Genomic DNA, 21,621 nt, shown 5'->3' with positions numbered 1-21,621 from the left:
TCTAGCACTTCTTGCACAAAGCAAAGCAGATTTCGTTATTTCATTCGGTGGTGGTTCTTCTCATGATACAGCTAAAGGTATCGCATTGGTGGCAGCTAACGGTGGTCATATTCGTGATTACTCTAAAGGTGTACACCTTTCTAAGAAACCACAATTGCCATTGGTAACAGTGAATACTACAGCGGGTACGGCATCAGAAATGACGGTATTTGCGATTATCACTAACCAACAAGATCAAACTAAATACCCAGTGGTTGATAAGCACTTCACACCGATTATTGCAGTTAACGATTCAGAATTAATGGTAGCAATGCCTAAATTCTTAACGGCAACTACTGGTATGGATGCATTAACTCACGCAGTTGAAGCCTATGTTTCTACCGCAGCAACGCCAATCACTGATGCGTCTGCTATTAAAGCGATTGAGTTGATTGTTAATAACTTAGAAGCAGTAGTCACTAACGGTCAAGACCGCGAAGCGCGTGATGCAATGCAGTACGGTGAGTACTTAGCGGGAATGGCATTCTCAAATGCTTCTCTAGGTTACGTGCACTCAATGGCGCACCAACTGGGTGGGGTTTATGACCTGTCACACGGTTTATGTAACGCAATCTTGTTAGCAGAAGTCTCTCGCTTTAATGCTAAGCAAGTACCAGAGCGTTTTGTTGATATCGCCAAAGCAATGGGGATTGATACGGCAGCGATGACACAAGAGCAAGCGGTTAACGCAGCCCTTGAAGCGATTGATGCATTATCTGAAAAGGTAGGTACTAAGCAACGTCTAGCTGATTTAGGTGTGACTGAAGATAAACTAGCATTCATGGCACAAAATGCCCTAAATGATGCTTGTTCTTTAACTAACCCACGTAAAGCGAGCCTAGAAGAAATCGTTAATATCTTTAAAGCACGGATGTAATTGCTCTGACTATCAGTAATTACAGGCGTTTATAAACAAAAGACCACTGGTTTAATTATCAGTGGTCTTTTTTTGTGGCTATAAAATGATAATTATAAAACCACAACGTTGATGGCTTGCAGACCTTTTTGGCCGTGCTCAACATCAAATGATACTTTTTTGCCTTCTGGCAGTTTAGTTAATGCTTTATCAGCAATGCCACTGCTATGAACAAAAACATCTGCATTACCTGTGTCTTGCGTTAGAAAGCCAAAGCCTTTTTCTTCACTAAACCACTTCACTAAACCCGTTGCTTTATGCGACATGTGTAACCCTTAATTTTAAAAAGATAAAAATGTTCAATCGAAAAATATGAATGCTGATAAGCGTAAACTATTAAATGCGACGATGAAGCTAAGGGAAACACAGAGGATTACAACACTAACGAAGATATTCTAAGGGTTTTACTTTTACTTGATGTTTCATTTATAACGCAGAGCAACAGAGGGCGACGATTATTTATGTAAAAGGCGAGGTTGTAAAGGGCTATGTGTCGTGACCCTAATGAGTGAGTAATAAAAAAGACCGCATTAATGTGGTCTTTTTGGGGGATATATAAAGAGAGAAATATTAACGTTTTTCGAGAATATTAATCAGATCCACCGTACCAGCTTGTGCGCGTGAAACATAGTTAGCCATGATCAATGAATGGTTGGCGATCAGTCCAAAGCCATTACCATTTAGAATCATTGGGCTCCAGACGGTTTCTTGAGTCGCTTCAAGTTCTTCAATAATTTGATCCATCACGACTGTTGCTTTGGATTCTTCTAACACTTCTTTGAAATCATCTTTCATTGATTGCATCAACAGTAACATTGCCCACGTTGATCCTCGAGACTCATAAAAAACATTATCAATTTTTAGCCACGGGGTTTTAGTGTTATCGACGTTGATATCACGCATTACACCATTGCTATCTGTCAGATCACTATCCGTATTTAGATTCGCCTCACCGACGGATGAACCGAGAGATTGTGAAATACTACCGAGGCGGTTTTGAACCATTTCCAGCCATGCCACTAAGCCATCATCACGTGCCTAAAATGTAGATAAATATGTCATTTTGTATAATTATACTACGAATAAATTAGTGCTTTTGTTAATTTTGTACAGTGTTTATTTACATCTTAAATACGCAAAAAAGAGCCTGTTTGAATGACAAGAAATTGACATTTGGCGGGGATGATAGTGGTTAACTATGCATAATTTTAGTTTTAAGCATGTAAAATTATGTGATTATGTGTTTGATTATGTGGATATTTAATTAAACGCAGTGAGAGTTGTCACAATTATGGTGATTCTCAAACTTGGTTGGTATACACTAACGCCGCTTGGGTTTTTTGTAGCACGGATATGACACTAAAAGTCGCAATAAATGGATTCGGCCGCATCGGTCGCAGTGTGCTCCGCGCATTGTACGAGAGTGGTAAACATCACCAGATTAACGTCGTGGCCATCAATGAATTGGCTGAGCCAGAAGCAATGGCTCATCTGCTTCAGTATGATTCAAGCCATGGACGCTTCGGTAAGCCTGTCAGTCATGACCAGGAGCATCTTTTTATTGCCCATGAAAATGGTCATCGCGATCAAATTCGCCTGCTTCATCAACCCGATCCTAAACTGCTACCGTGGCATGATTTGGATGTCGATATCGTCCTTGATTGTACTGGTCACTTAGGCTCTCGTGCTGATGGTTTAGCCCACATACATGCTGGTGCTAACAAAGTGTTATTTTCCCATCCTGCTGCTAAAGATATTGATTTTACTGTGATATATGGCGTTAACCATCACCAGTTAACCCCGCAACACACGATTGTTTCTAACGGCTCTTGTACGACGAATTGCATCGTGCCCATCATTCAAGTGTTGGATGACTGTTTCGGTATTGAAACGGGCGCAATAACCTCAATTCACTCTGCAATGAATGATCAGCAAGTTATTGATGCTTATCACCCCGATTTACGCCGAACGCGTGCTGCTAGCCAATCCATTATTCCAGTAGATACCAAATTACATTTAGGTATCGGTCGTATTTTCCCGAAGTTTTCTGACAAATTTGAAGCAATTTCTGTGAGGGTGCCCACAATAAACGTCACCGCCATGGATTTAACGGTTACTGTTACAACAAACGTGAAAGTTAATGACGTAAATCAAGCATTATTGAATGCGTCTCGTTGTACATTAAAGGGTATAGTGGCTTATACCGAAGCACCATTGGTGTCGATTGACTTCAATCATGATCCCCATAGCGCGATTGTTGATGGCACCCAAACCCGAGTGAGTGGTCAGCATCTAATTAAAATGCTGGTGTGGTGTGATAATGAATGGGGATTTGCAAATCGCATGTTAGATACTGCGTTAGCAATGGCGGCAACAGATAACTCTGCTGCAACGCCGTCAAAATAACGAGTAAGAATTCTTGGGTTTGGCAGTGACGCCGAGCCGTGAAATTTATGAACTTTTATTTTAAATAATGTTGAGAGGGCAAAACATGTCTGTAATCAAGATGACTGATCTGGATCTAGCTGGTAAGCGTGTATTTATTCGTGCTGACCTAAACGTACCAGTAAAAGACGGTAAAGTAACTTCAGATGCACGTATCCTTGCATCTCTACCTACTATTCAGCGCTGCTTAGAAGCAGGTGCTAAAGTAATGGTTACTTCTCACCTAGGTCGTCCAACGGAAGGCGAATACGCAGAAGAATTCTCTCTACAGCCTGTAGTTAACTACTTAAATGACGCACTAGATTGTGACGTTAAATTAGCAAAAGATTACCTTGATGGTCTTGAGCTAAACGCAGGCGAGCTTGTTGTTCTTGAAAACGTACGTTTTAACAAGGGCGAGAAGAAGAACGAAGACGAACTATCTAAGAAATACGCTGCACTTTGTGACGTATTCGTAATGGATGCATTCGGTACGGCTCACCGTGCACAAGCATCTACTTACGGCGTAGGTATGTTTGCACCTGTAGCATGTGCAGGTCCACTACTTGCTGGCGAACTAGAAGCGCTAGGTAAAGCAATGGATAACCCAGCACGTCCAATGGTTGCTATCGTTGGTGGTTCTAAAGTATCAACTAAACTAACGGTTCTTGAGTCACTATCTAAGATTGCTGACCAAATCGTTGTTGGTGGTGGTATTGCTAACACATTCATCGCAGCTGAAGGCAACGATGTAGGTAAGTCACTTTACGAAGCTGATCTTATCCCAACAGCACAAGCACTGATGGCACACACTGCTATTCCAGTGGCAACTGATGTTGTATGTGCAAAAGAGTTCTCTGATACTGCTGTTGCAACTATCAAAGCATCAACTGAGATTGCAGCTGACGACATGGTTCTTGACCTTGGTCCTGATTCAGCTCAAGCACTTGCAGACATCATCATGAACGCGAAAACTATTCTTTGGAATGGTCCAGTTGGCGTATTTGAGATTGAGCAATTCGGTAAAGGTACTGAAGTTGTTGCTAACGCAATCGCAGCATCTGCTGGTTTCTCTGTTGCAGGCGGCGGTGACACACTAGCAGCTATCGACAAGTACGGCATCAAAGATAAAGTATCTTACATCTCAACAGGTGGCGGTGCTTTCCTTGAGTTCGTTGAAGGCAAGAAATTGCCAGCAGTTGAAATGCTAGAAGCTCGCGCTAAAGCATAATTTATTTGGCGTGGAAGCTTATGTATTTGTAATAATAAATCTAGCTTCCGCGTTTAAACGTTTGTGATAATAGGCATGTTTCAGTAAAATACAGGCTTACCGCAAACGTTTGCACAAGAATTTTTCCACAGACAACAAAGTAAATATAGGACTATTGTTATGTCTAAGATCTTCGATTTTGTAAAACCTGGTGTTATTTCTGGCGACGACCTACAGAAAGTTTTTGCTGTAGCAAAAGAAAACAACTTTGCTCTACCTGCTGTTAACTGTATCGGTACTGATTCAGTGAACGCTGTTCTTGAAGCGGCTGCTAAAGCTAAAGCACCAGTTATCGTTCAGTTCTCTAACGGTGGCGCACAATTCTTCGCTGGTAAAGGCCTGAAGCTTGAAGGTCAAGGCCCTCAAATTCTTGGTGCTGTTGCTGGTGCTAAGTACGTTCACGCGGTTGCTGAGTCTTACGGTGTTCCTGTAATTCTTCACACTGACCACGCTGCTAAGAAACTTCTTCCTTGGATCGACGGTCTACTTGACGCTGGTGAAGAGTTCTTCGCACAAACTGGTAAGCCATTGTTCTCTTCTCACATGATCGACCTTTCTGAAGAGTCTCTAGAAGATAACATCGCAATCTCAGCTAAATACCTTGCGCGTATGGCTAAGATGAACATGACACTAGAAATCGAACTAGGTTGTACTGGTGGCGAAGAAGACGGTGTTGATAACTCAGATATGGATACTTCTGAGCTATACACTTCTCCTGAAGATGTTGCATACGCATACGAGCAACTAACTGCAGTTAGCCCTCGTTTCACTATCGCTGCATCTTTCGGTAACGTACACGGTGTTTACCAAGCGGGTAACGTAGTACTTACTCCTACTATCCTACGTGATTCTCAAACATACGTTTCAGAGAAGTTTGGTCTACCAACTAACTCTCTAAACTTCGTATTCCACGGTGGTTCAGGTTCTTCTGAAGCTGAAATCCAAGAGTCTATCGGTTACGGTGTTATCAAAATGAACATCGATACTGATACACAGTGGGCTGCATGGGACGGTATCCGTCGTTACGAAGCTGAAAACCACGATTACCTACAAGGTCAAATCGGCAACCCAACGGGTGAGTCAGCGCCTAACAAGAAATACTATGATCCACGCGTTTGGTTACGTGCAGGTCAAGTATCAATGGTTGAGCGTCTAGAGAAAGCATTCTCTGACCTAAACGCAATCGACGTTCTATAATTTCGATTTCGTAGTAACATAAAATGTGAAAAAGCCCACTTCGGTGGGCTTTTTTTTTGTATTTAATAAACAGTTAGCGTTATATTTTGATAGTTAACTATTTATATTGTTTTATGATTGTTCGGTTTTTTTTACTAGGCATTTACCTAGTAAAAGATTAATAATGCACTGTTTCTTTGATGTTATAGTTTACTCTGCTGATTATTATACTTATTACAGCATTGTGGATGGTGGTTATTTAACAGTGAAGTTGTTGTTGTAATGTTATTTTTGCTATTGCTGTTATCGTAACTGTATAATTGACTCATTAAGCAATATTTTATTATTTTTAAATTTTTTAGAGAGATACCTTCATGACAGAGAGCGTTACTGACAAGGTTGTTGAGCATATATCGGATAACTCACTGACTAATGGTGTATTACACGCCGGAAATTGGATCAGCAAAAACCAAGATCTATTAGTTCAATATGCGGTAAATATCGTTTCAGCAGTACTGATTTTATTTATTGGTAATATCATTGTTAAAATGATTGCGGGTACGATTGCTAAAGTATTACGCAAAAAAGACATGGATAACGCGGTTGTTGAATTTATTCATGGCTTAGTGCGTTATGTACTGTTCGTTATCGTATTAATCGCAGCATTAGGTCGTATTGGTATTCAAACCGCGTCTGTAGTTGCTGTTATTGGTGCCGCAGGTCTTGCTATTGGTCTTGCTCTACAAGGGTCATTATCAAACTTTGCTGCGGGTGTTTTGATCGTTGGTTTCCGTCCATTCAAATCTGGTGACTACGTTGAAGTCGCTGGTGTTGCGGGTGCTGTTGAATCAATTCAGATTTTCTCAACTGAATTACGTACGCCTGATAACAAAACCGTTATCGTGCCAAACGCCCATATCATTGGTAACCCAATTACTAACTATTCTCGTAATGATACCCGTCGTATCGATTTAGTGATTGGTGTTTCTTACAATGCTGATTTACAGAAAACAAAAGAAGTATTGCGTCGTGTAGTAACGGCTGATGCTCGCGTACTTAAAGATCCTGAGCCAACAATTGGTGTTGTTGCGCTTGCTGATTCTTCTGTTAACTTCGTGGTACGTCCATGGGTTAATACGCCTGATTACTGGGCAGTATATTTCGATCTTAACCAAGCAATCAAAGAAGAGCTTGATAAAGAAGGTATCGAAATTCCGTTCCCACAGATGGATGTGCATGTAAATAAAGTTGCTGCTTAATTCGCTCAATCTTTGATTATATGACATCAAAAAGAAGCCTACGGGCTTCTTTTTTTTATCTAAATAAAAGATCAAGCTCGCAATAATAGGATGCTTTAAACGATAATATTCCTGAATGATTTCTGACTGGCGCGTAAAAAACAGTGTTCGTTATATTTGGAGTTTGTTAGCATAACGGCATAATTTACGAGAAAAGCTAATCTGTTTATTATTGTAGTAGTGAATAGATAACAATCTTGCCCGACAAATAAAAGGATGAATAATGAAAAAGAAATGTTTAGCGATGATGGTACTTGGCGCTAGTGCGTTTGTTTCAACTGCTGCAATGGCGGCAGATATTCCATTTCCTCACTTAGAGACAACAGGTCGCGGCGAAGTGGTTGTGAAGCCAGATATGGCAGTATTTTCCGTTAATGTGGTTGAAACCAAGAAAACAGCGGTCGATGCTAAGTTAGCTGTCGATCAAGCGGTAACTAAGTTTATTGAGCGTTTACAAGCAGCAGGCGTGAATAAAAAAGACATTAATAGTGCTAATATTTCATTATCGGCACAATATAACTATCCAAAAGATCACCAGCCTGAGTTAGTCGGCTTTAGAGCTAATCGCAATGTTGAGGTGACGGTTCACCAGTTAACTAAACTCAATACCTATTTAGATGACGCACTTGGTAATGGCATTAATCAAATTAATAATATTGATTTAAAAGTGGCAGATACTGAGAAATATCAGCGTCAAGCTCGTCAAAAAGCGATTGAGAATGCTAAGCAAGTTGCTGCGTCATTAGCACAAGGTTTTGGTAATAAGATCGAGGGTGTCTGGCAGATTGATTACAATACTAATAGTCAGCCAATGCCATACCGTCGTAGTAATGATGTTGTGATGTATAGCAGCATGAACAAAGGTGCAATCGATCAAAGTTACACTGATAATAATATTGTAATTAAAGACAGTGTAAATGTGATCTTTAAATTAGCCGAAAAATAATACCAACATAGATTAAATGGCAATAAAAAAGGAGAGCATTATGCTCTCCTTTGTCGTTGTTAAGTGGTTAAACGGTTAACCATTTAGTGTAGGATACGGGCGCGGATCGTACCTTCAATCGATTTAAGTTGTTGTAATGCTTCTTTTGAACGTTCAGTTTCAACATCAATTACAACATAACCCACTTCTGCGCCTGTCTGTAAAAATTGGGCGGCGATATTAATGCCTTCCGATGCGAAAATGGTGGTGATTTGGTTTAATATGCCAGGGCGGTTGTGGTGAATGTGCAGTAAGCGTGAACAACCATGGTGGTGCTCAGGCAAAGACACTTCAGGAAAGCCAACCGCTGATAATGTCGAACCGTTATCAGAGTATTTAACCAGTTTACCCGCGACTTCAATGCCGATGTTTTCTTGAGCTTCATGAGTTGAACCACCAATATGCGGCGTGAGGATCACGTTATCAAACTGCATTAACGGTGATTCAAACGGATCGTTGTTGGTTTTAGGCTCTGTTGGGAACACATCAATCGCAGCCCCCGCAATATGTTTGCTTTCTAATGCACTACATAGCGCATCAATATCAACCACAGTGCCACGAGCAGCGTTAATAAAAATAGCACCGGGTTTCATGCGTGCAAATTCTTCTACTCCCATGAGATTGGCGGTACCTTTTGTTTCAGGAACATGCAAACTGACGATATCGGCTTTATTGAGCAATTCAGATAAAGAACCGACTTGGGTTGCATTGCCTAATGAGAGTTTGGTTTCAATATCATAAAAACACACTCGCATGCCTAAGTTTTCGGCCAAAATACCTAACTGAGTACCAATGTGACCATACCCAATAATGCCGAGGGTTTTACCACGCGCTTCAAATGAGTGATCCGCTGATTTGAACCATTCACCACGATGTGCCTTGGCATTTTTTTCGGGAATGCCACGTAATAACAACAGAATTTCACCTACAACAAGTTCTGCAACACTACGGGTATTGGAGAAAGGGGCATTGAAAACTGGGATACCACGACGCATTGCTTCTTCTAAATCAACTTGATTAGTACCAATACAGAAACAACCGACAGCAGTCAGCTTTTTCGCTGCGGCAAATACTTCTGGGGTTAATTGGGTACGAGAGCGAATCCCAATGAAATGAACATCTTTAACTGCTTCTAAGAGTTCATCACCGGCTAAAGAGCCTTTGTGGTATTCAATATTGCTATAGCCTGCTTGTTGCAAGACGTCAACGGTCGATGGATGGAGACCTTCAAGCAGAAGGATTTTGATTTTTGCTTTATTGAGTGACACTGTTGCCATGGGTTCTTATCCTTAAAAACGCGGCGACTGATAATGCAAATGTCCTTTAGTTTGACTAAGGTTGACATTACATCTCAGTCGCTAAATGGTTAAATATTTGCTACGTGCTGTTTAATAAAGTATCAAAATTTAATCATTAAGGGTAAGAATATTACGAAAAAGCCAATAAAAAACGGCAACCAATGATTCGCGTGCGATCAATAGCTGCCGTTTGGTAATCAAATAACGAAACAATCATTATTTTTCGATGATTTTAGTGCCTTCAGGTGAGCCGACAAGTAACACATCTGCACCACGATGAGCAAATAGACCCACAGTCACCACACCAGGTAGGGCGTTGATGCTGTCTTCCATTGCTTTAGGATCGGTAATCTCCATGTTGTAGACATCAAGAATGATATTACCGTTATCAGTAATAACCCCTTCACGGTAAACCGGATCACCGCCTAGTTTAACTAGCTCACGACCAATAAAAGAGCGCGCCATTGGGATCACTTCTACGGGTAATGGGAATTGACCTAATACATCAACCTGCTTGGTATTATCTACAATACAAATGAATTTCTCAGCAATGGCTGCGACAATTTTTTCACGGGTTAATGCTGCACCGCCGCCTTTGATCATATCAAATTGGGCATTAACTTCATCAGCGCCATCAACATAAATATCAAGGCTAGCAACTTCGTTAGCATCAAAGACTGTAATGCCAATTTGCTCTAGACGTTCAGTTGAAGCAACAGAGCTTGAAACTGCGCCTTTGATCTCTTCTTTACGGGTTGCCAAGGCATCGATGAAGTGATTAACGGTTGAACCAGTACCTACACCAACAATACTGTTTTTCGTTACGTACTCAAGTGCTGCCCAGCCCGCTGCTTTTTTCATTTCATCTTGTGTCATGCCGTTCTCCTCGTAATGACCTCAATTATGCGAGAGGTGATTATAGCTAACCGAAGTGATTTCGTCAGTTGGATTCTATGGTTAAAGGGTGCAAACTTAAAACTAAAAATATAACTTTATGAATAACATACAATTACATTCGGTTTTTTTTAATCTAAAGCCAATCGTTTGCGTGATGTGCGTTATGACTCTGTAAAGAGATGGTTAGGGGTAATAATGAGAGGTAAAGGCACATCCCATTTCTCATTGGGGAGCAGAGGAATATATTGGCAATCATGGCCGATACCGATCGGATAAGGCCCTTGGCGATGTTGGTGCCATTGGCTTAAAGTGCGATCATAATAGCCGCCTCCCATCCCTAAGCGTTGTCCATTGCTATCAAATGCGACTAATGGGGTACAAATAACATCAAGTTCAGCAATCGGCTTAACGCGGCGGACATCTAATTTAGGCTCGCTAATACTATAGCGATTGGTGGTCATCGGAGTGTTGGCTGCGTAGTGTAAAAACAGTAAATGCCCTTTGCTAAAAGGATGCAGCACTGGCAGATAAACCGACTTACCTTGCTGCCATAACCATTCAATGAACGGTTGCGGATCTATCTCACCATCATTGGCAAGATAAAGAGCAATATGCTGACTTTGTTGAATTTGAGGTAAGGCTTGCAAATGCTGAGATAATTGTTGGGCGGCATGGTGTTGTTGCTGAGGGGATAATTGTCGCCGAGCGTGACGAATTTGTTGTCGAAGTTGGTGACGTAACGGTTGGGATGAGGAAACAGAAGTTGTTGTCACTTGATTATCCAATCCATGAACGATGAGTGTTTAAGGATTGTAGGGTGCTAGAGTGCAGAAAGAAAGTGAAACTCAGTAGGGATGCCCCAAGGTGCCGTTGCGAAATAAGGCCCTTGAACCAGATGTTCAAGGTGGACTGGCAACATTAGCCGCAGGCTTCTCAGTCAAGCTGAGCATGCACAATAGCTAATAAAAAAGCCAATCCTGAGTATTTGCTTATCGGCTCGGGGACATTCATTCACTGACGTACACCCCAGGGTCAATTCATTATCAACGCTTTGGCTGATATTGCAATACTTTATCCAAGTTTTCTTCTAGTGAATTGATTTTATTGGATATTAATTCAGCATTACGATTATGTTCTTGTCGCTCTAAATGCAACTCGTTACTGATGTTAAGACCAGTAAAGATTAATAATTGTTCTACGGATACGTTACTACGCGCAGACATATCTTTCAAGCGTTGGTCAAAATCTGTCGCCGCGGCACGTAATGCATCTTCTTGACCTGTTGGGCAATTAACTTTTAATTTGCGGCCCAATACTTGAATTTCTACAGCCTGAGTACTCATAAACCTTCGATTTGCTCCGTGCCAGAATGGGTATTCATTCCGCTTGCGACGAGGGTCAATATAGGAAAACCCTACACAAGATGCAAGCGACTATGTCTCGGTTTAGGTTCAATATCTTCTGACTAAACAGATATTAATCAGACTCACTAAAGAGTTGATTAAGGATTGAACGTTATCGCCAGTGTTATCATTTGCCGAACTAGGCTTAAGTGTTAGCATAACACAGTGCCGCCATTCGCTCATTGCTATTTTATTATACCAACTAAGCCATAAGTGTGATTATTGTTTGGTACAATTTCAAACAGTGTAACCGTAACGATGAGCGTTATTGTTAAGTAATGGTCACAAAAAAATTTATTTTAAATTGCGCCAACTAAAAAAGGTGATAAACCATGAGTGAAATAACCCTACCGACATACCAAGCTGTTGAAGCTGCTTTAAAAGAGCAAGGTCTTGCTGCGGTTCCTGCTGAATTACATGGTTTACTCAGTGGCATGATCTGTGGTGGCTTAGCGGTTAATGATGAGAGCTGGGCGGGCCCGGTATGTGATTATGCCAATGAAGGTGAGCCAATGACTGATGGTGCCAAAATAATGGTGCGAACGTTATTTACCACCACGGCAGATGAGTTAATTGGTGGTGGGTTTGAATTTTCACTGTTGATGCCTGACGATGATGAACCGTTATCTGATCGCGCTGAAGCATTAACTGAGTGGGTGAATAGCTTTATTTCTGGTCTTGGACTGATGGATTTAAAAAAAGATCAGTTGTCTGAAGAAATAACCGAAGCATTGGCTGATTTACAAGAGATCTCACAGCTTGGTATTGATGAAGATGAAGATCTTGAAGAGCAAGCGGCATTATTTGAGCAAGTGGTTGAGCATGTGCGTATGTGTGTATTGAGTTGTCATTCTGAATTAGGCCAACGCCTTGTCAATGACGACGATGCTGATGAGCAGCCAACCGTTCACTAATAATTTCTATTGGGAAAGGGACAAAATGTGAAGCAATATGATGTGGTGATTGCGGGTGGCGCAATGGTGGGTGCATGTTTAGCGATTGCACTGGATGAATTAACTCAGCATCAATTACATATCGCAGTTGTTGAAGCGGTAGCGGCTGATCAATATGGGCATCCGGGCTATGACGCTCGCAGTATTGCGCTCTCTCATGGCACCAGCCGTTTATTAGATTCAATTCAACTTTGGCCGGCATTATCCTCTGTTGCGACCGCAATTGAGCATATTCATGTCTCTGATCGCGGTCACGCTGGCATGGTCGAGTTGTCAGCTCAGCAATTGGCGGTTGATGCGTTAGGCTATGTGATTGAATTAGCCGCTGCGGGGGAAATTTTCCACCACCAGTTAGTGACTCGCCCACAAATTGATTTGTTTTGTCCCGCTAAAGTTGAGCATATTGAGCGTACTCAAACCGAGGCGTTAGTGCGTTTAAATACCGGTAAACGGTTACGTACAAAATTAGTGGTTGCCGCTGATGGTGCGCTGTCTCATTGCTGTGATTTGTTACATATTGGCCGTGATGAACATGATTTTGAGCAAGTGGCGATCATTGCTAATATTACCACCTCAGAGCCACATCAAGGTCAAGCGTTTGAACGTTTCACTCAGCATGGGCCAGTGGCATTGTTACCGATGTCTCAAGGACGTAGTTCATTGGTGTGGTGTGTTGAACCTCATCAACAAGCGCGGATCATGGCATTAACGGAGTCGCAATTCTTAGCTGAATTACAAGCGGTGTTTGGGTGGCGATTAGGGGCACTAACGATGGCAGGAAAGCGTCATTGTTATCCATTAATATTACGCCAAGCCCAACGTTTAGTGTCACACCGTACTGCTGTGATTGGTAACGCTGCGCAAACACTTCATCCGATAGCTGGGCAGGGGTTTAACCTTGGTTTACGTGATGTGATGACATTAGCAGAAGAAATTGCCGCAGGGGTTAAACGTGGGGCTGATATTGGTTTGCCAACTGTATTAGGCCGTTATCGTGATCGACGTTTACCTGATCGACAAGCTACTATTGCGATGACGACGGGCTTGGTTAACTTGTTTGCTAATGATAATCCTGCGCTCGTTGCTGGGCGCAATCTGGGCTTGATGACAATGAGCCTTTCAAACACACTTCAAGCACCGCTATTACGCCGTGCCATGGGACAGGTAAAACGATAGCTATGATGCAAAATGTTGATGTCGCCATTATTGGTGGTGGAATGGTAGGTTTAACGCTGGCTGCAGCGTTAGCCGATACTGAATTACGAATTGCGGTTATTGAAGGCCAGTTACCGAACCCTGAGTTAGCCACACTGCCGGATGTGCGGGTGTCGGCATTAAGTCGTGCCAGTGAACGCATTTTACGTAATGTTGGGGCTTGGAATGGTATCTGCGATCGTCGCATGAGCCCTTACAGCAAAATGGAAGTATGGGAACAAGACAGTTTCGCCCGTATTGATTTTGATGCCGAGCGGTTAGCGCAACCGAATTTAGGCCATATTATTGAAAATCGCGTGATCCAGTTAGCGTTACTGGATCAGGTCTGTAAGCAACACAATGTGACCTTATTTGCGCCTGATAAATGCCAAAATATTGCCTTTGGTGAAACTGAAGCATGGATCACATTGGAGTCGGGTAAAAATTTAACCGCTAAATTGGTCGTCGGTGCTGATGGTGCTAATTCATGGTTACGTCAACATGTTGATATTCCGCTGACACATTGGGATTATGGACATAGTGCGCTGGTGGCAAATATCCGTTGTGATGAGCCTCATCAGCAAACGGCTCGTCAAATTTTTCGCCCTGATGGCCCATTAGCCTTTTTGCCATTAGCAGAAAAAGATCTATGCTCGATTGTATGGTCATTACCTCCCGAGCAAGCATTAGCGTTATGTGATGCCAGTGATGAAGTGTTTAATCAACATTTAACTGCTGCATTTGATCACCGATTAGGCTTGTGTCGTGTTGAAGGTGAGCGCCAAGCCTTTCCGCTTAAAATGCGTTATGCCCAAGACTTTGTGCGCGAGCGGGTAGCATTAGTTGGCGATGCCGCTCATACCATTCACCCACTTGCTGGCCAAGGGGTTAACCTCGGTTTACTCGATGCGGCAGCATTAGCACAAGAAATTATTGGCTTGTGGCAAGCGGAAAAAGACATCGGTAAACAGGTTAATTTACGTCATTATGAACGCTGGCGTAAAGCCGAAGCCGCCAAAATGATCACTGCCATGCAAGGCTTTAAAACTTTGTTTGATGGTGCTAATCCAGCCAAGAAGTTAGTGCGTGATCTCGGTATGCTTTTTGCCAACAAAGCCCCTGGTATTAAAGATGAATTTATGCGACGCGCTTTAGGATTAAGTGGTGAATTACCACCGTTAGCGCGTTACAAATAACCCGTCATTGGGTAGTTACCTGAGTGAATGCTCATTAAACCGTAACCATTTTTGTTACGGTTTTTTTTATCTTAAATTGAGCAAAACGTATTTTTTCACCTACAGTAAAATATGGAGTGATAGTTACCGATTAACCGTGAGTTTTAATAAGGAAAGATGAATGAGCTATGTGCCCTCAGAATTAAAATTTACTCATACTCATGAATGGCTGCGTGATGAAGGTGATGGTATTTATACTGTTGGTATTAGTGACCATGCTCAAACATTATTAGGCGATATGGTTTTTATTGATTTGCCTGATAGTGGGGTTGCTGTCGATGCAGGAGAAGAGTGTGCTGTTATTGAATCGGTAAAAGCCGCTTCGGATATTTACGCACCGTGTACCGGGACGATTATCACCATTAATGATGAGCTAGATGCAGCACCCGAACGGGTCAATAGCGATCCTTATGGTGATGGCTGGTTGTTTCAAATTCGGATTGATGCCGATGAAGAGTTAGATGGCTTAATTGATGCCGATGATTATTTAGCCTCTATTGTCGATGATGAGTAGTCGCAGACATTAAAGCCCACCGAATAATGTGGGCTTGATGTTGCTTATCGATAATGGGTTATCATCTAATCAATGAGCGTTTAGTAAACCTCACGTAAGCGCTTAATTTCTAAGTTTACCTCGTTAACCGTATCATAATGGTGTTGTTGGGCCTTTAGCGGCACCAGCAAGATCCCTTTCTCAAAATGATAGCCGCCACGGCCATCAATATAAATTCTTCCAGTGAATATACGACTAACATGCTTGGCAATTAATTTAGGCAAGTAGCGTTTGAACATCCGCATAATACAGTTTAACTCCGACCATCCTCGCGATTAACGGCGCTAAGTATACGTTAAGAGTGATGACACTTCTGTGACATTATTAGCATAACGTTAATGATAAGTTTCATTTGTTGACGTATTAGCTAATAACAATCTCAATATTTAGAATAATATTCTTATTTTTTGGTTTTTTATGCTTTTTTATAGGAGGCGGTGATAGGTGTTTTAGTCGCTTTATTTACGATGATATCGACCTGTTTAACGATGTTGGCGTTAAATTAATTTGAGGTGATTGGTTTTTGCTCGAGTGGTGCAATTTAAAAGCATCATGATGAATAATGAATTAACTGTTATTACGATATTTTATGCTGATATGTTAAAAAGTATGCTTATTAATGATCGTAGTTATTCATTGATATCATGGTTTAGATGATGATTTATGATCCCAGATCAATACGGTGTTTTTAGCGTATGCCAATAATGAGGTAAATAAATCGAGGTTATTATCATTATGGCAAGGCCAAAGATTGTAAGAAAAATTGCTTGCCGTCCTGCTTATAGCTGTTTTAAGCCGAATGGTGTACCCATGCTGCAATTACCGAAAATTACGTTAGCGAGTGACGAATTAGAGGCATTGAGATTGGTTGATATGCTGGGCTTACAACAGCTTGAAGCCGCCCAACAGTTGGGTGTTTCACGGCAAACACTAGGCAATATTGTTGCGCGAGGACGACATAAAGTTGCGCAGGCATTAGTGATGGGAATGGCATTAGAATTGGTAACTGACACCCCTAACAACACAGAGGAATAATGTATGTTAACAGCAATAGCGTTAACGCCAAGAGATCAGATAGCCGGTCATTTTGGTAAAGCGGCTGCATTTGCTATTTATGATCAACAAGGTCTGCTGGTGGATCGTATTGAAAATAGTGGTAGTCGAGAGCTGGGATGCAAACATAAAAAAATACTCCAACGCCAATTTACGGCACTGAACGTGACTGAAATTGTCTTGGGTAATATTGGGACCCGTTCTTTAGCCCGTTTATTGCAAGCGGGATTTAAGGTTAGTCGTGTACCGCCAAGAACATCACTGGCGACTTTTTTAGGCGGTGGTATTAGCAAAGAAGCATTAGTTGCAGCCGATCAAGGTCGTGCTTGTAAACGTGAAAAGGGTGCATGTGGCTGTGGTTGTGGCACTAAAAAATCAGTATCAGCAACCGTTAAAGTGGGGATGTTGAGCCCAGTAATTAAGGGTATTGGTAAAATTGGTGGTTTAAAGTTATGACTACATTTTTACTGACGCTGGGTATTTTCTTGGTGGTGATCTTAGCGATGGCAATAGGCTGGTTTGTTAAACGTCAAACCATCAGTGGCAGCTGTGGTGGGTTAGCCAATGTTGGTGTTAATAAAGAATGTAATTGCGATGAACCTTGCGATGAACATAAACTTTATCAGATTCAAGAACCCAATCGTCACGCGCATTAATGGTATAGACATAGAAAGATCTAGCATTGGCAGAGCAACGAGGCTCTGCCGCTCTCTGTTTTATTTATAGGCTTTATTATTGTCCAGCTCGAAGTTGTTTTACTTGGGTGATTACTGTATTAGCAACGATGTGGCGTAACCATTGGTTGCGAGGATGATTACTGTTGCGATGGAGCCATAATAAGCGAATATCAAAATCAGCAATCGCAACGGGAGGCGGGCATTGAGTTAGTTGGTCGTTGAAAATGTCTAATTGTGCCATCAAGCGTGACACCACACACAGTAAATCTCGACCACTTAATAAGTGTCGAATCGTCAGGAAATTATGCGATCCCACCGCCACTTGGCGTTCAAACCCTTGCCGTTGTAATTGGTCATCAACCTGCGTAGTTAATTTACCATCAGGGCTAACCAGCGCATGTGGATGGTGACGGTATTGTTCAAGACTAACGGTATTATTAAGCCCGGTTGCGCGTTGATCATAAAGACACACATGATCTTCGGTATATAAATATTGATGTTCAATGTCTTTGCCCATATCGGTCATTGAGCCGATCACAACATCAATGCGATGTTGATTAAAGTCGGTGTGATAGCTGTGGCGATCGACATTAAAAAAACTCAGCTGGCACTGCGGTGCTTGATGATGAATGGCATCATATAGTGCGGGGGCAAATAGTAGCTCGGCATAATCAGTTAAACCTATTTTGAAGGTGCCACAGAAATCAGCGGGAATAAAGACACTTGGGCGCAGCAGTTCATTGGTGATCAAAGACAGAATAGTCTCAACCGTCATGGCATGCTCTAGCGCAGTTTGAGTGGGTAACATCTGATGACCATGACGTTCAAACAGAGGATCATTTAATAAATTGCGTAAACGCGATAAATTATGGCTCATCGCAGATTGACCGATGGCTAATTTATTGGCTGCTTTAGTGACACTGCGGGTTTCCATTAATGCTGAAAAGGCAATCAATAAATTAAGATCAACACCGCGCCAATTGATATCTTGATGCAGGCTTGTCATGGATTGTATTCCTTTATAATTCATGTAAATCAACGGCATAAAAAATTAATGCCGCAGATTGAATAGGCTGTTATTGGCAATTATGCTTGATCGCGGCAAATATTAGCTAACATTGGATCGCACAAAATCAATAAATCTTCGGTGGCAATTTCAATTCCTGCCATGCGATCACCGCTGCTGATATTGACCCGTTCAATGGCCGTTATTGCGGCATCAAAGACAATTGTCAGAGGCCGTTTTAACCCTAACGGTGCAACAGTACCGATGACTAATCCCGTCACTTTTTCAACTTCAGTAGCGTCGGCGCAGGTCATGCGCTGACAACCAAATAACGCCCGTACTTTTTTAGGATCAACCGATTGCGGTCCGGGGACACAGGCTAAGACATGAAAGCCTGACATATCTTTGAGTAAAATCGATTTAACCATATGTTGCGGATCAACCCCGCGTTCAGCCGCCGCTTCGGCAATAGTTTTTGCCGGTTTAGTGTGCGGCAGTAAGCGGAAATCGACCCCTTCACTCATCAGTAACCGTGTTACTGCGGTATCAATAACATTATTCGGCATTAAGATCATACGGTAAATCAAGTTTGTGCCAAAGTGCATCTGGGTGAGCAGCAAAACGGAATTGACTGTCATCGTCAAGATCGTTAGGTAATACCACTAATGCTACAGCTTGATTATCACTGTATTGATAGCCACAGATCACTGTGCCACCTTTGCGCCAGTTTTCACCGACGCTACGTTCTAAAGCATCGCCAGCTTGTGGGCATTGTGTCGCAGCACCAGTAACAATATACATCGCACGTTTATTGATACCACGGTACTTAGCACGTGCAACCGTTTCTTGGCCGGTGTAGCAGCCTTTTTTAAAGCTAATGCCATCAACCGCTTGTAAATTTACTGCTTGAGGAATGAATTCAAGTTCCGTGGTGTTATCAATCCGTGGCATCGCTGCTTTAATATCGCAGAGATTCCACAATTCAGTGGTTGTTAGCGTTGCCGTTGGTGCCAGCGTCGTGATCATACTGTCAGCGTGTTCGGCAGAAGTGATGATTAACCAGCGTTCGTTATCAACTTTTACCACGGTAGCCATATCGTTATAGCGCACATCAGCATCACCACTGAAATGATGATCTATGGTGGCTTGCGTTTGAGTACCTACCAGCCCCAAAAGAACCGCTGCACTTTGGGTTATTTCTGTTTTAGAAAATACCGCATATTTTTTCAGCTCAGGTAATTGGTTGGCCATCACGCTTTGACGTTGTACTAAACCATAACCATCTTGATAGTGGAAAACACGCATGATAGTGCGCAATTTACCTTTAGCATCACAGTGACCAGCAAAGGTCGATACACCTGCGGCTAAAGACACCACATCACAAGTTAATTGACCTTGTAAGTATGATTTACTGTCAGGGCCAACGAGTGTCACCATGCCCCAATCACTGAGGTTGACTACCGCTAAATCAGGTAAAGAATCTGTTGTGCTTAACGCAAGCGGGGTAAATGAGTGTTGAGTTGACCAAGTGTTCATAATGGTATCCACAAATGCTGTAATGATTACACTATGTTATACCAACTGAGCAAAATAATTAACCATGGTTACACGATGGGTTAATCAGCTATTTTTATTGGTAGCCATTATGGTGGGCTAAGTCTCATCTTGAGCGATTATTTGTGCTGACGCATGGTTGTTATTCAGCACGACTGTTACTATCTTGACAACGGAAATACGCTCAGTATTTGATTATTAGTGAGCCATAGGCGCGCATAAGAGGTTATGTATGTTAGTTGCAGCAGAAAGAGCACGTGTAAAATGGGCATGTCGTCGTGGCATGCTTGAATTAGACGTGTTGGTGATGCCATTTTTTGAAGAGTGTTTTGATGATTTATCAGAGCAGCAGCAACGTGATTTTATTTCTCTACTAACGTGTGATGATCCTGATTTATTTAAATGGATGATGCAGCATGGTCGCAGTGATAATACTGCGCATGCGATGATGGTTGATAAGATTGTTGCCCACAACAACAGCAAGTTACGTTGATTTAAAGCTTAACTTATCCCCGCTATTACACACTGCACTGAGTCGATGTTACTTTGGTGCAGTGCTCTTGTTATTTGTCGTCCCACCTGTTTTCTGGCCTGTGAGTTATTTTTTAGCCGAAATGTTAGTGTTTGAATGGCAACAAATATATCACTTTTATTTACGCCAACAGGGGCCGTTACGACTTTATAGTGATGGTAATATTCGCTGGCATGATCAAGCGGGAAATATGGTGGCAGTGAAACTGGTGACTCGGTGGCTGGTGGTATTGTCAGTAGCACATGATCGTAATCAGTGGCTTATTATTTGTCATGACAGTTGTGATAATATTCAATATCGGCAGCTAAAAATGATGCTTCATTTAAGGCTGTTAATACCGAATACCGCAGTGAATAAACCATGATGCTATGACAAGCTAACATCATGGTCTGATAATCTATATTAGTAATTATCAGGAACTAAAATAGTTGGCGTTGCTTGTTGATCAAGTTCGGGATAATCAAGAGTGTAGTGTAGCCCTCGGCTTTCTTTACGTTCCATCGCACAACGAACAATTAACTCTGCAACTTGCAATAAATTACGCAGTTCAAGCAGGTTATTTGAAACGCGAAAATGACAGTAATATTCATCAATTTCATGTTTAAGTAATTCAATTCGATGCATTGCACGTTCTAAACGTTTGGTCGAACGCACGATACCAACGTAATCCCACATAAATAACCGCAGTTCATGCCAGTTATGTTGAATCACTACTTCTTCATCAGAGTTGGTGACTTTACTGTCATCCCAAAACGGTAATTGTTGGGGTTGTAAGATAGCGCTAAACTGACGTTCAATATCTTGTGAAGCTGACCATGCATAAACCACACATTCAAGCAGTGAGTTTGATGCCATGCGATTGGCGCCATGCAGTCCGGTATAGCTCACTTCGCCAATAGCATATAAGCCTTCAATATCAGTTTTACCTGATTTATCCACCGCCACACCGCCACAGGTATAATGCGCTGCTGGTACAATTGGAATCATATCGGTGGTGATATCAATCCCATAACCTTGCAGTTTTTCGGCGATCATTGGAAAGTGACTTTTAACAAAATCGGCTGGCTTATGGCTAATATCAAGGTACATACAATCAGCACCTAAGCGTTTCATTTCATAATCGATAGCACGTGCAACCACATCACGTGGTGCAAGCTC

Annotated in this window: 25 protein-coding genes, 1 other RNA gene and 1 pseudogene; 15 read left to right on the top strand and 12 right to left on the bottom strand. The window is 41.9% G+C overall.

Annotation, left to right across the window (positions count from 1 at the left end):
* Positions 1-916, top strand: a 916-nt coding sequence (locus tag BTO21_RS10040) for an iron-containing alcohol dehydrogenase (RefSeq protein WP_105026786.1), incomplete at its 5' end; no start/stop codon positions are given.
* A 92-nt stretch (positions 917-1,008) separates the two neighbouring features.
* On the opposite strand, the gene BTO21_RS10035 is transcribed toward BTO21_RS10040, so the two are convergent.
* On the bottom strand, positions 1,009-1,221 hold the full coding sequence (locus tag BTO21_RS10035; RefSeq protein WP_045029221.1) for a cold-shock protein: 213 nt from the start codon (positions 1,219-1,221) through the stop codon (positions 1,009-1,011).
* Between the two features lie 304 nt (positions 1,222-1,525).
* Positions 1,526-1,981, bottom strand: a pseudogene (locus tag BTO21_RS10030) (DUF2333 family protein); the annotation flags it as partial.
* A 327-nt stretch (positions 1,982-2,308) separates the two neighbouring features.
* On the opposite strand from BTO21_RS10030, the gene epd reads away from it, so the two are divergent.
* The 5 genes from epd (at position 2,309) to BTO21_RS10005 (ending at position 8,069) form a co-directional block, all read left to right on the top strand.
* Positions 2,309-3,361 (top strand): erythrose-4-phosphate dehydrogenase, encoded by a 1,053-nt coding sequence (gene epd / locus BTO21_RS10025; protein ID WP_045029222.1) that lies wholly within the window; start codon positions 2,309-2,311, stop codon positions 3,359-3,361.
* 85 nt (positions 3,362-3,446) lie between these two features.
* On the top strand, positions 3,447-4,610 hold the full coding sequence (locus tag BTO21_RS10020; RefSeq protein WP_045029223.1) for a phosphoglycerate kinase: 1,164 nt from the start codon (positions 3,447-3,449) through the stop codon (positions 4,608-4,610).
* Between the two features lie 159 nt (positions 4,611-4,769).
* Positions 4,770-5,846 (top strand): class II fructose-bisphosphate aldolase, encoded by a 1,077-nt coding sequence (fbaA, locus tag BTO21_RS10015; protein WP_045029224.1) that lies wholly within the window; start codon positions 4,770-4,772, stop codon positions 5,844-5,846.
* Positions 5,847-6,199: 353 nt separating this feature from the next.
* Positions 6,200-7,084 carry a small-conductance mechanosensitive channel MscS gene (mscS, locus tag BTO21_RS10010; protein WP_045029225.1) on the top strand — a complete coding sequence of 295 codons (885 nt, stop codon included), beginning with the start codon at positions 6,200-6,202 and terminating at the stop codon, positions 7,082-7,084.
* A 262-nt stretch (positions 7,085-7,346) separates the two neighbouring features.
* Positions 7,347-8,069, top strand: a complete 723-nt coding sequence (locus tag BTO21_RS10005) for an oxidative stress defense protein (RefSeq protein WP_045029226.1) — start codon at positions 7,347-7,349, stop codon at positions 8,067-8,069.
* Between the two features lie 83 nt (positions 8,070-8,152).
* Here BTO21_RS10005 and serA read toward each other — a convergent pair whose 3' ends face one another.
* The 5 genes from serA to BTO21_RS09980 all read right to left on the bottom strand — a co-directional run bounded on the left by serA (position 8,153) and on the right by BTO21_RS09980 (position 11,646).
* Complete coding sequence (gene serA / locus BTO21_RS10000; RefSeq protein ID WP_045029227.1) at positions 8,153-9,385, bottom strand: phosphoglycerate dehydrogenase; 1,233 nt, start codon at positions 9,383-9,385, stop codon at positions 8,153-8,155.
* Between the two features lie 237 nt (positions 9,386-9,622).
* Positions 9,623-10,282: a ribose-5-phosphate isomerase RpiA gene (rpiA, locus tag BTO21_RS09995; RefSeq protein WP_045029228.1), complete on the bottom strand. Its 660-nt coding sequence runs from the start codon at positions 10,280-10,282 to the stop codon at positions 9,623-9,625.
* 182 nt (positions 10,283-10,464) lie between these two features.
* Entirely contained in the window at positions 10,465-11,076 is a 612-nt protein-coding gene (locus BTO21_RS09990) for a 5-formyltetrahydrofolate cyclo-ligase (protein ID WP_045029229.1), read from the bottom strand.
* 79 nt (positions 11,077-11,155) lie between these two features.
* Positions 11,156-11,339: non-coding RNA, 6S RNA (gene ssrS / locus BTO21_RS09985), on the bottom strand.
* 7 nt (positions 11,340-11,346) lie between these two features.
* Positions 11,347-11,646 (bottom strand): cell division protein ZapA, encoded by a 300-nt coding sequence (locus tag BTO21_RS09980; protein WP_045029230.1) that lies wholly within the window; start codon positions 11,644-11,646, stop codon positions 11,347-11,349.
* Positions 11,647-12,038: 392 nt separating this feature from the next.
* Between BTO21_RS09980 and BTO21_RS09975 the strand changes: the two genes are divergently transcribed.
* The 4 genes from BTO21_RS09975 (at position 12,039) to gcvH (ending at position 15,602) form a co-directional block, all read left to right on the top strand.
* Positions 12,039-12,620 carry a YecA/YgfB family protein gene (locus BTO21_RS09975; RefSeq protein ID WP_045029231.1) on the top strand — a complete coding sequence of 194 codons (582 nt, stop codon included), beginning with the start codon at positions 12,039-12,041 and terminating at the stop codon, positions 12,618-12,620.
* Between the two features lie 27 nt (positions 12,621-12,647).
* The gene (ubiH, locus tag BTO21_RS09970) at positions 12,648-13,835 is read left to right on the top strand and encodes a 2-octaprenyl-6-methoxyphenyl hydroxylase (RefSeq protein ID WP_082056841.1); all 1,188 of its coding nucleotides are present in this window, start codon (positions 12,648-12,650) and stop codon (positions 13,833-13,835) included.
* A gap of 2 nt (positions 13,836-13,837) precedes the next feature.
* A complete protein-coding gene (locus tag BTO21_RS09965; protein ID WP_045029232.1) occupies positions 13,838-15,049 on the top strand; it encodes an FAD-dependent 2-octaprenylphenol hydroxylase in 1,212 nt (403 codons plus the stop codon).
* Between the two features lie 160 nt (positions 15,050-15,209).
* Entirely contained in the window at positions 15,210-15,602 is a 393-nt protein-coding gene (gene gcvH / locus BTO21_RS09960; RefSeq protein WP_045029233.1) for a glycine cleavage system protein GcvH, read from the top strand.
* 80 nt (positions 15,603-15,682) lie between these two features.
* Here the strand turns inward: gcvH and BTO21_RS09955 are convergent, their stop codons facing one another.
* Complete coding sequence (locus tag BTO21_RS09955) at positions 15,683-15,886, bottom strand: DUF1107 domain-containing protein (protein WP_045029234.1); 204 nt, start codon at positions 15,884-15,886, stop codon at positions 15,683-15,685.
* 490 nt (positions 15,887-16,376) lie between these two features.
* On the opposite strand from BTO21_RS09955, the gene BTO21_RS09950 reads away from it, so the two are divergent.
* From BTO21_RS09950 to nqrM, 3 genes are read left to right on the top strand one after another with little or no spacing between them, the layout of a single operon-like run.
* Positions 16,377-16,676, top strand: a complete 300-nt coding sequence (locus tag BTO21_RS09950) for a DUF134 domain-containing protein (protein WP_045029235.1) — start codon at positions 16,377-16,379, stop codon at positions 16,674-16,676.
* Between the two features lie 3 nt (positions 16,677-16,679).
* Positions 16,680-17,150, top strand: coding sequence for a NifB/NifX family molybdenum-iron cluster-binding protein (locus BTO21_RS09945; protein WP_045029237.1), 471 nt, complete (start codon positions 16,680-16,682; stop codon positions 17,148-17,150).
* Positions 17,147-17,350 (top strand): (Na+)-NQR maturation NqrM, encoded by a 204-nt coding sequence (gene nqrM / locus BTO21_RS09940; RefSeq protein ID WP_045029238.1) that lies wholly within the window; start codon positions 17,147-17,149, stop codon positions 17,348-17,350. The genes BTO21_RS09945 and nqrM overlap by 4 nt, the downstream gene beginning before the upstream one ends.
* A 76-nt stretch (positions 17,351-17,426) precedes the next feature.
* Here nqrM and BTO21_RS09935 read toward each other — a convergent pair whose 3' ends face one another.
* From BTO21_RS09935 to ygfZ, 3 genes are all read right to left on the bottom strand, one after another.
* Positions 17,427-18,377 carry a LysR family transcriptional regulator gene (locus tag BTO21_RS09935; RefSeq protein WP_045029240.1) on the bottom strand — a complete coding sequence of 317 codons (951 nt, stop codon included), beginning with the start codon at positions 18,375-18,377 and terminating at the stop codon, positions 17,427-17,429.
* Positions 18,378-18,457: 80 nt separating this feature from the next.
* Entirely contained in the window at positions 18,458-18,943 is a 486-nt protein-coding gene (locus BTO21_RS09930; RefSeq protein ID WP_181314146.1) for an aminoacyl-tRNA deacylase, read from the bottom strand.
* A complete protein-coding gene (ygfZ, locus tag BTO21_RS09925; RefSeq protein ID WP_045029241.1) occupies positions 18,933-19,913 on the bottom strand; it encodes a tRNA-modifying protein YgfZ in 981 nt (326 codons plus the stop codon). The genes BTO21_RS09930 and ygfZ overlap by 11 nt, the downstream gene beginning before the upstream one ends.
* Positions 19,914-20,163: 250 nt before the next feature.
* Here ygfZ and BTO21_RS09920 point away from each other — a divergent pair, with 250 nt between their 5' ends.
* The gene (locus BTO21_RS09920; RefSeq protein WP_045029243.1) at positions 20,164-20,424 is read left to right on the top strand and encodes an FAD assembly factor SdhE; all 261 of its coding nucleotides are present in this window, start codon (positions 20,164-20,166) and stop codon (positions 20,422-20,424) included.
* The gene (locus tag BTO21_RS09915; protein WP_162270860.1) at positions 20,393-20,827 is read left to right on the top strand and encodes a protein YgfX; all 435 of its coding nucleotides are present in this window, start codon (positions 20,393-20,395) and stop codon (positions 20,825-20,827) included. Before BTO21_RS09920 ends, BTO21_RS09915 begins: the two co-directional genes overlap by 32 nt.
* Positions 20,828-20,865: 38 nt before the next feature.
* Here the strand turns inward: BTO21_RS09915 and BTO21_RS09910 are convergent.
* Positions 20,866-21,621 (bottom strand): FAD-binding protein (locus BTO21_RS09910; RefSeq protein WP_146107828.1); only part of this gene is annotated, 756 nt, incomplete at its 5' end.

Source organism: Photobacterium phosphoreum (assembly GCF_002954725.1).
In the GTDB taxonomy this organism is placed as follows: domain Bacteria; phylum Pseudomonadota; class Gammaproteobacteria; order Enterobacterales; family Vibrionaceae; genus Photobacterium; species Photobacterium phosphoreum.
Note: the sequence above shows the minus strand (reverse complement) of the source record. Positions and strands in the feature narration are given on the sequence as shown.

Excerpts from the sequence above, each read along its gene's own strand:
- BTO21_RS10035 (WP_045029221.1), bottom strand. The coding sequence starts at position 1,221 with ATGTCGCATAAAGCAACGGGTTTAGTGAAGTGGTTTAGTGAAGAAAAA.
- epd (WP_045029222.1), top strand. The coding sequence starts at position 2,309 with ATGACACTAAAAGTCGCAATAAATGGATTCGGCCGCATCGGTCGCAGT.
- BTO21_RS10020 (WP_045029223.1), top strand. The coding sequence starts at position 3,447 with ATGTCTGTAATCAAGATGACTGATCTGGATCTAGCTGGTAAGCGTGTA.
- fbaA (WP_045029224.1), top strand. The coding sequence starts at position 4,770 with ATGTCTAAGATCTTCGATTTTGTAAAACCTGGTGTTATTTCTGGCGAC.
- mscS (WP_045029225.1), top strand. The coding sequence starts at position 6,200 with ATGACAGAGAGCGTTACTGACAAGGTTGTTGAGCATATATCGGATAAC.
- BTO21_RS10005 (WP_045029226.1), top strand. The coding sequence starts at position 7,347 with ATGAAAAAGAAATGTTTAGCGATGATGGTACTTGGCGCTAGTGCGTTT.
- serA (WP_045029227.1), bottom strand. The coding sequence starts at position 9,385 with ATGGCAACAGTGTCACTCAATAAAGCAAAAATCAAAATCCTTCTGCTT.
- rpiA (WP_045029228.1), bottom strand. The coding sequence starts at position 10,282 with ATGACACAAGATGAAATGAAAAAAGCAGCGGGCTGGGCAGCACTTGAG.
- BTO21_RS09980 (WP_045029230.1), bottom strand. The coding sequence starts at position 11,646 with ATGAGTACTCAGGCTGTAGAAATTCAAGTATTGGGCCGCAAATTAAAA.
- BTO21_RS09975 (WP_045029231.1), top strand. The coding sequence starts at position 12,039 with ATGAGTGAAATAACCCTACCGACATACCAAGCTGTTGAAGCTGCTTTA.
- BTO21_RS09965 (WP_045029232.1), top strand. The coding sequence starts at position 13,838 with ATGATGCAAAATGTTGATGTCGCCATTATTGGTGGTGGAATGGTAGGT.
- gcvH (WP_045029233.1), top strand. The coding sequence starts at position 15,210 with ATGAGCTATGTGCCCTCAGAATTAAAATTTACTCATACTCATGAATGG.
- BTO21_RS09955 (WP_045029234.1), bottom strand. The coding sequence starts at position 15,886 with ATGCGGATGTTCAAACGCTACTTGCCTAAATTAATTGCCAAGCATGTT.
- BTO21_RS09950 (WP_045029235.1), top strand. The coding sequence starts at position 16,377 with ATGGCAAGGCCAAAGATTGTAAGAAAAATTGCTTGCCGTCCTGCTTAT.
- BTO21_RS09945 (WP_045029237.1), top strand. The coding sequence starts at position 16,680 with ATGTTAACAGCAATAGCGTTAACGCCAAGAGATCAGATAGCCGGTCAT.
- nqrM (WP_045029238.1), top strand. The coding sequence starts at position 17,147 with ATGACTACATTTTTACTGACGCTGGGTATTTTCTTGGTGGTGATCTTA.
- BTO21_RS09935 (WP_045029240.1), bottom strand. The coding sequence starts at position 18,377 with ATGACAAGCCTGCATCAAGATATCAATTGGCGCGGTGTTGATCTTAAT.
- BTO21_RS09930 (WP_181314146.1), bottom strand. The coding sequence starts at position 18,943 with ATGCCGAATAATGTTATTGATACCGCAGTAACACGGTTACTGATGAGT.
- ygfZ (WP_045029241.1), bottom strand. The coding sequence starts at position 19,913 with ATGAACACTTGGTCAACTCAACACTCATTTACCCCGCTTGCGTTAAGC.
- BTO21_RS09920 (WP_045029243.1), top strand. The coding sequence starts at position 20,164 with ATGTTAGTTGCAGCAGAAAGAGCACGTGTAAAATGGGCATGTCGTCGT.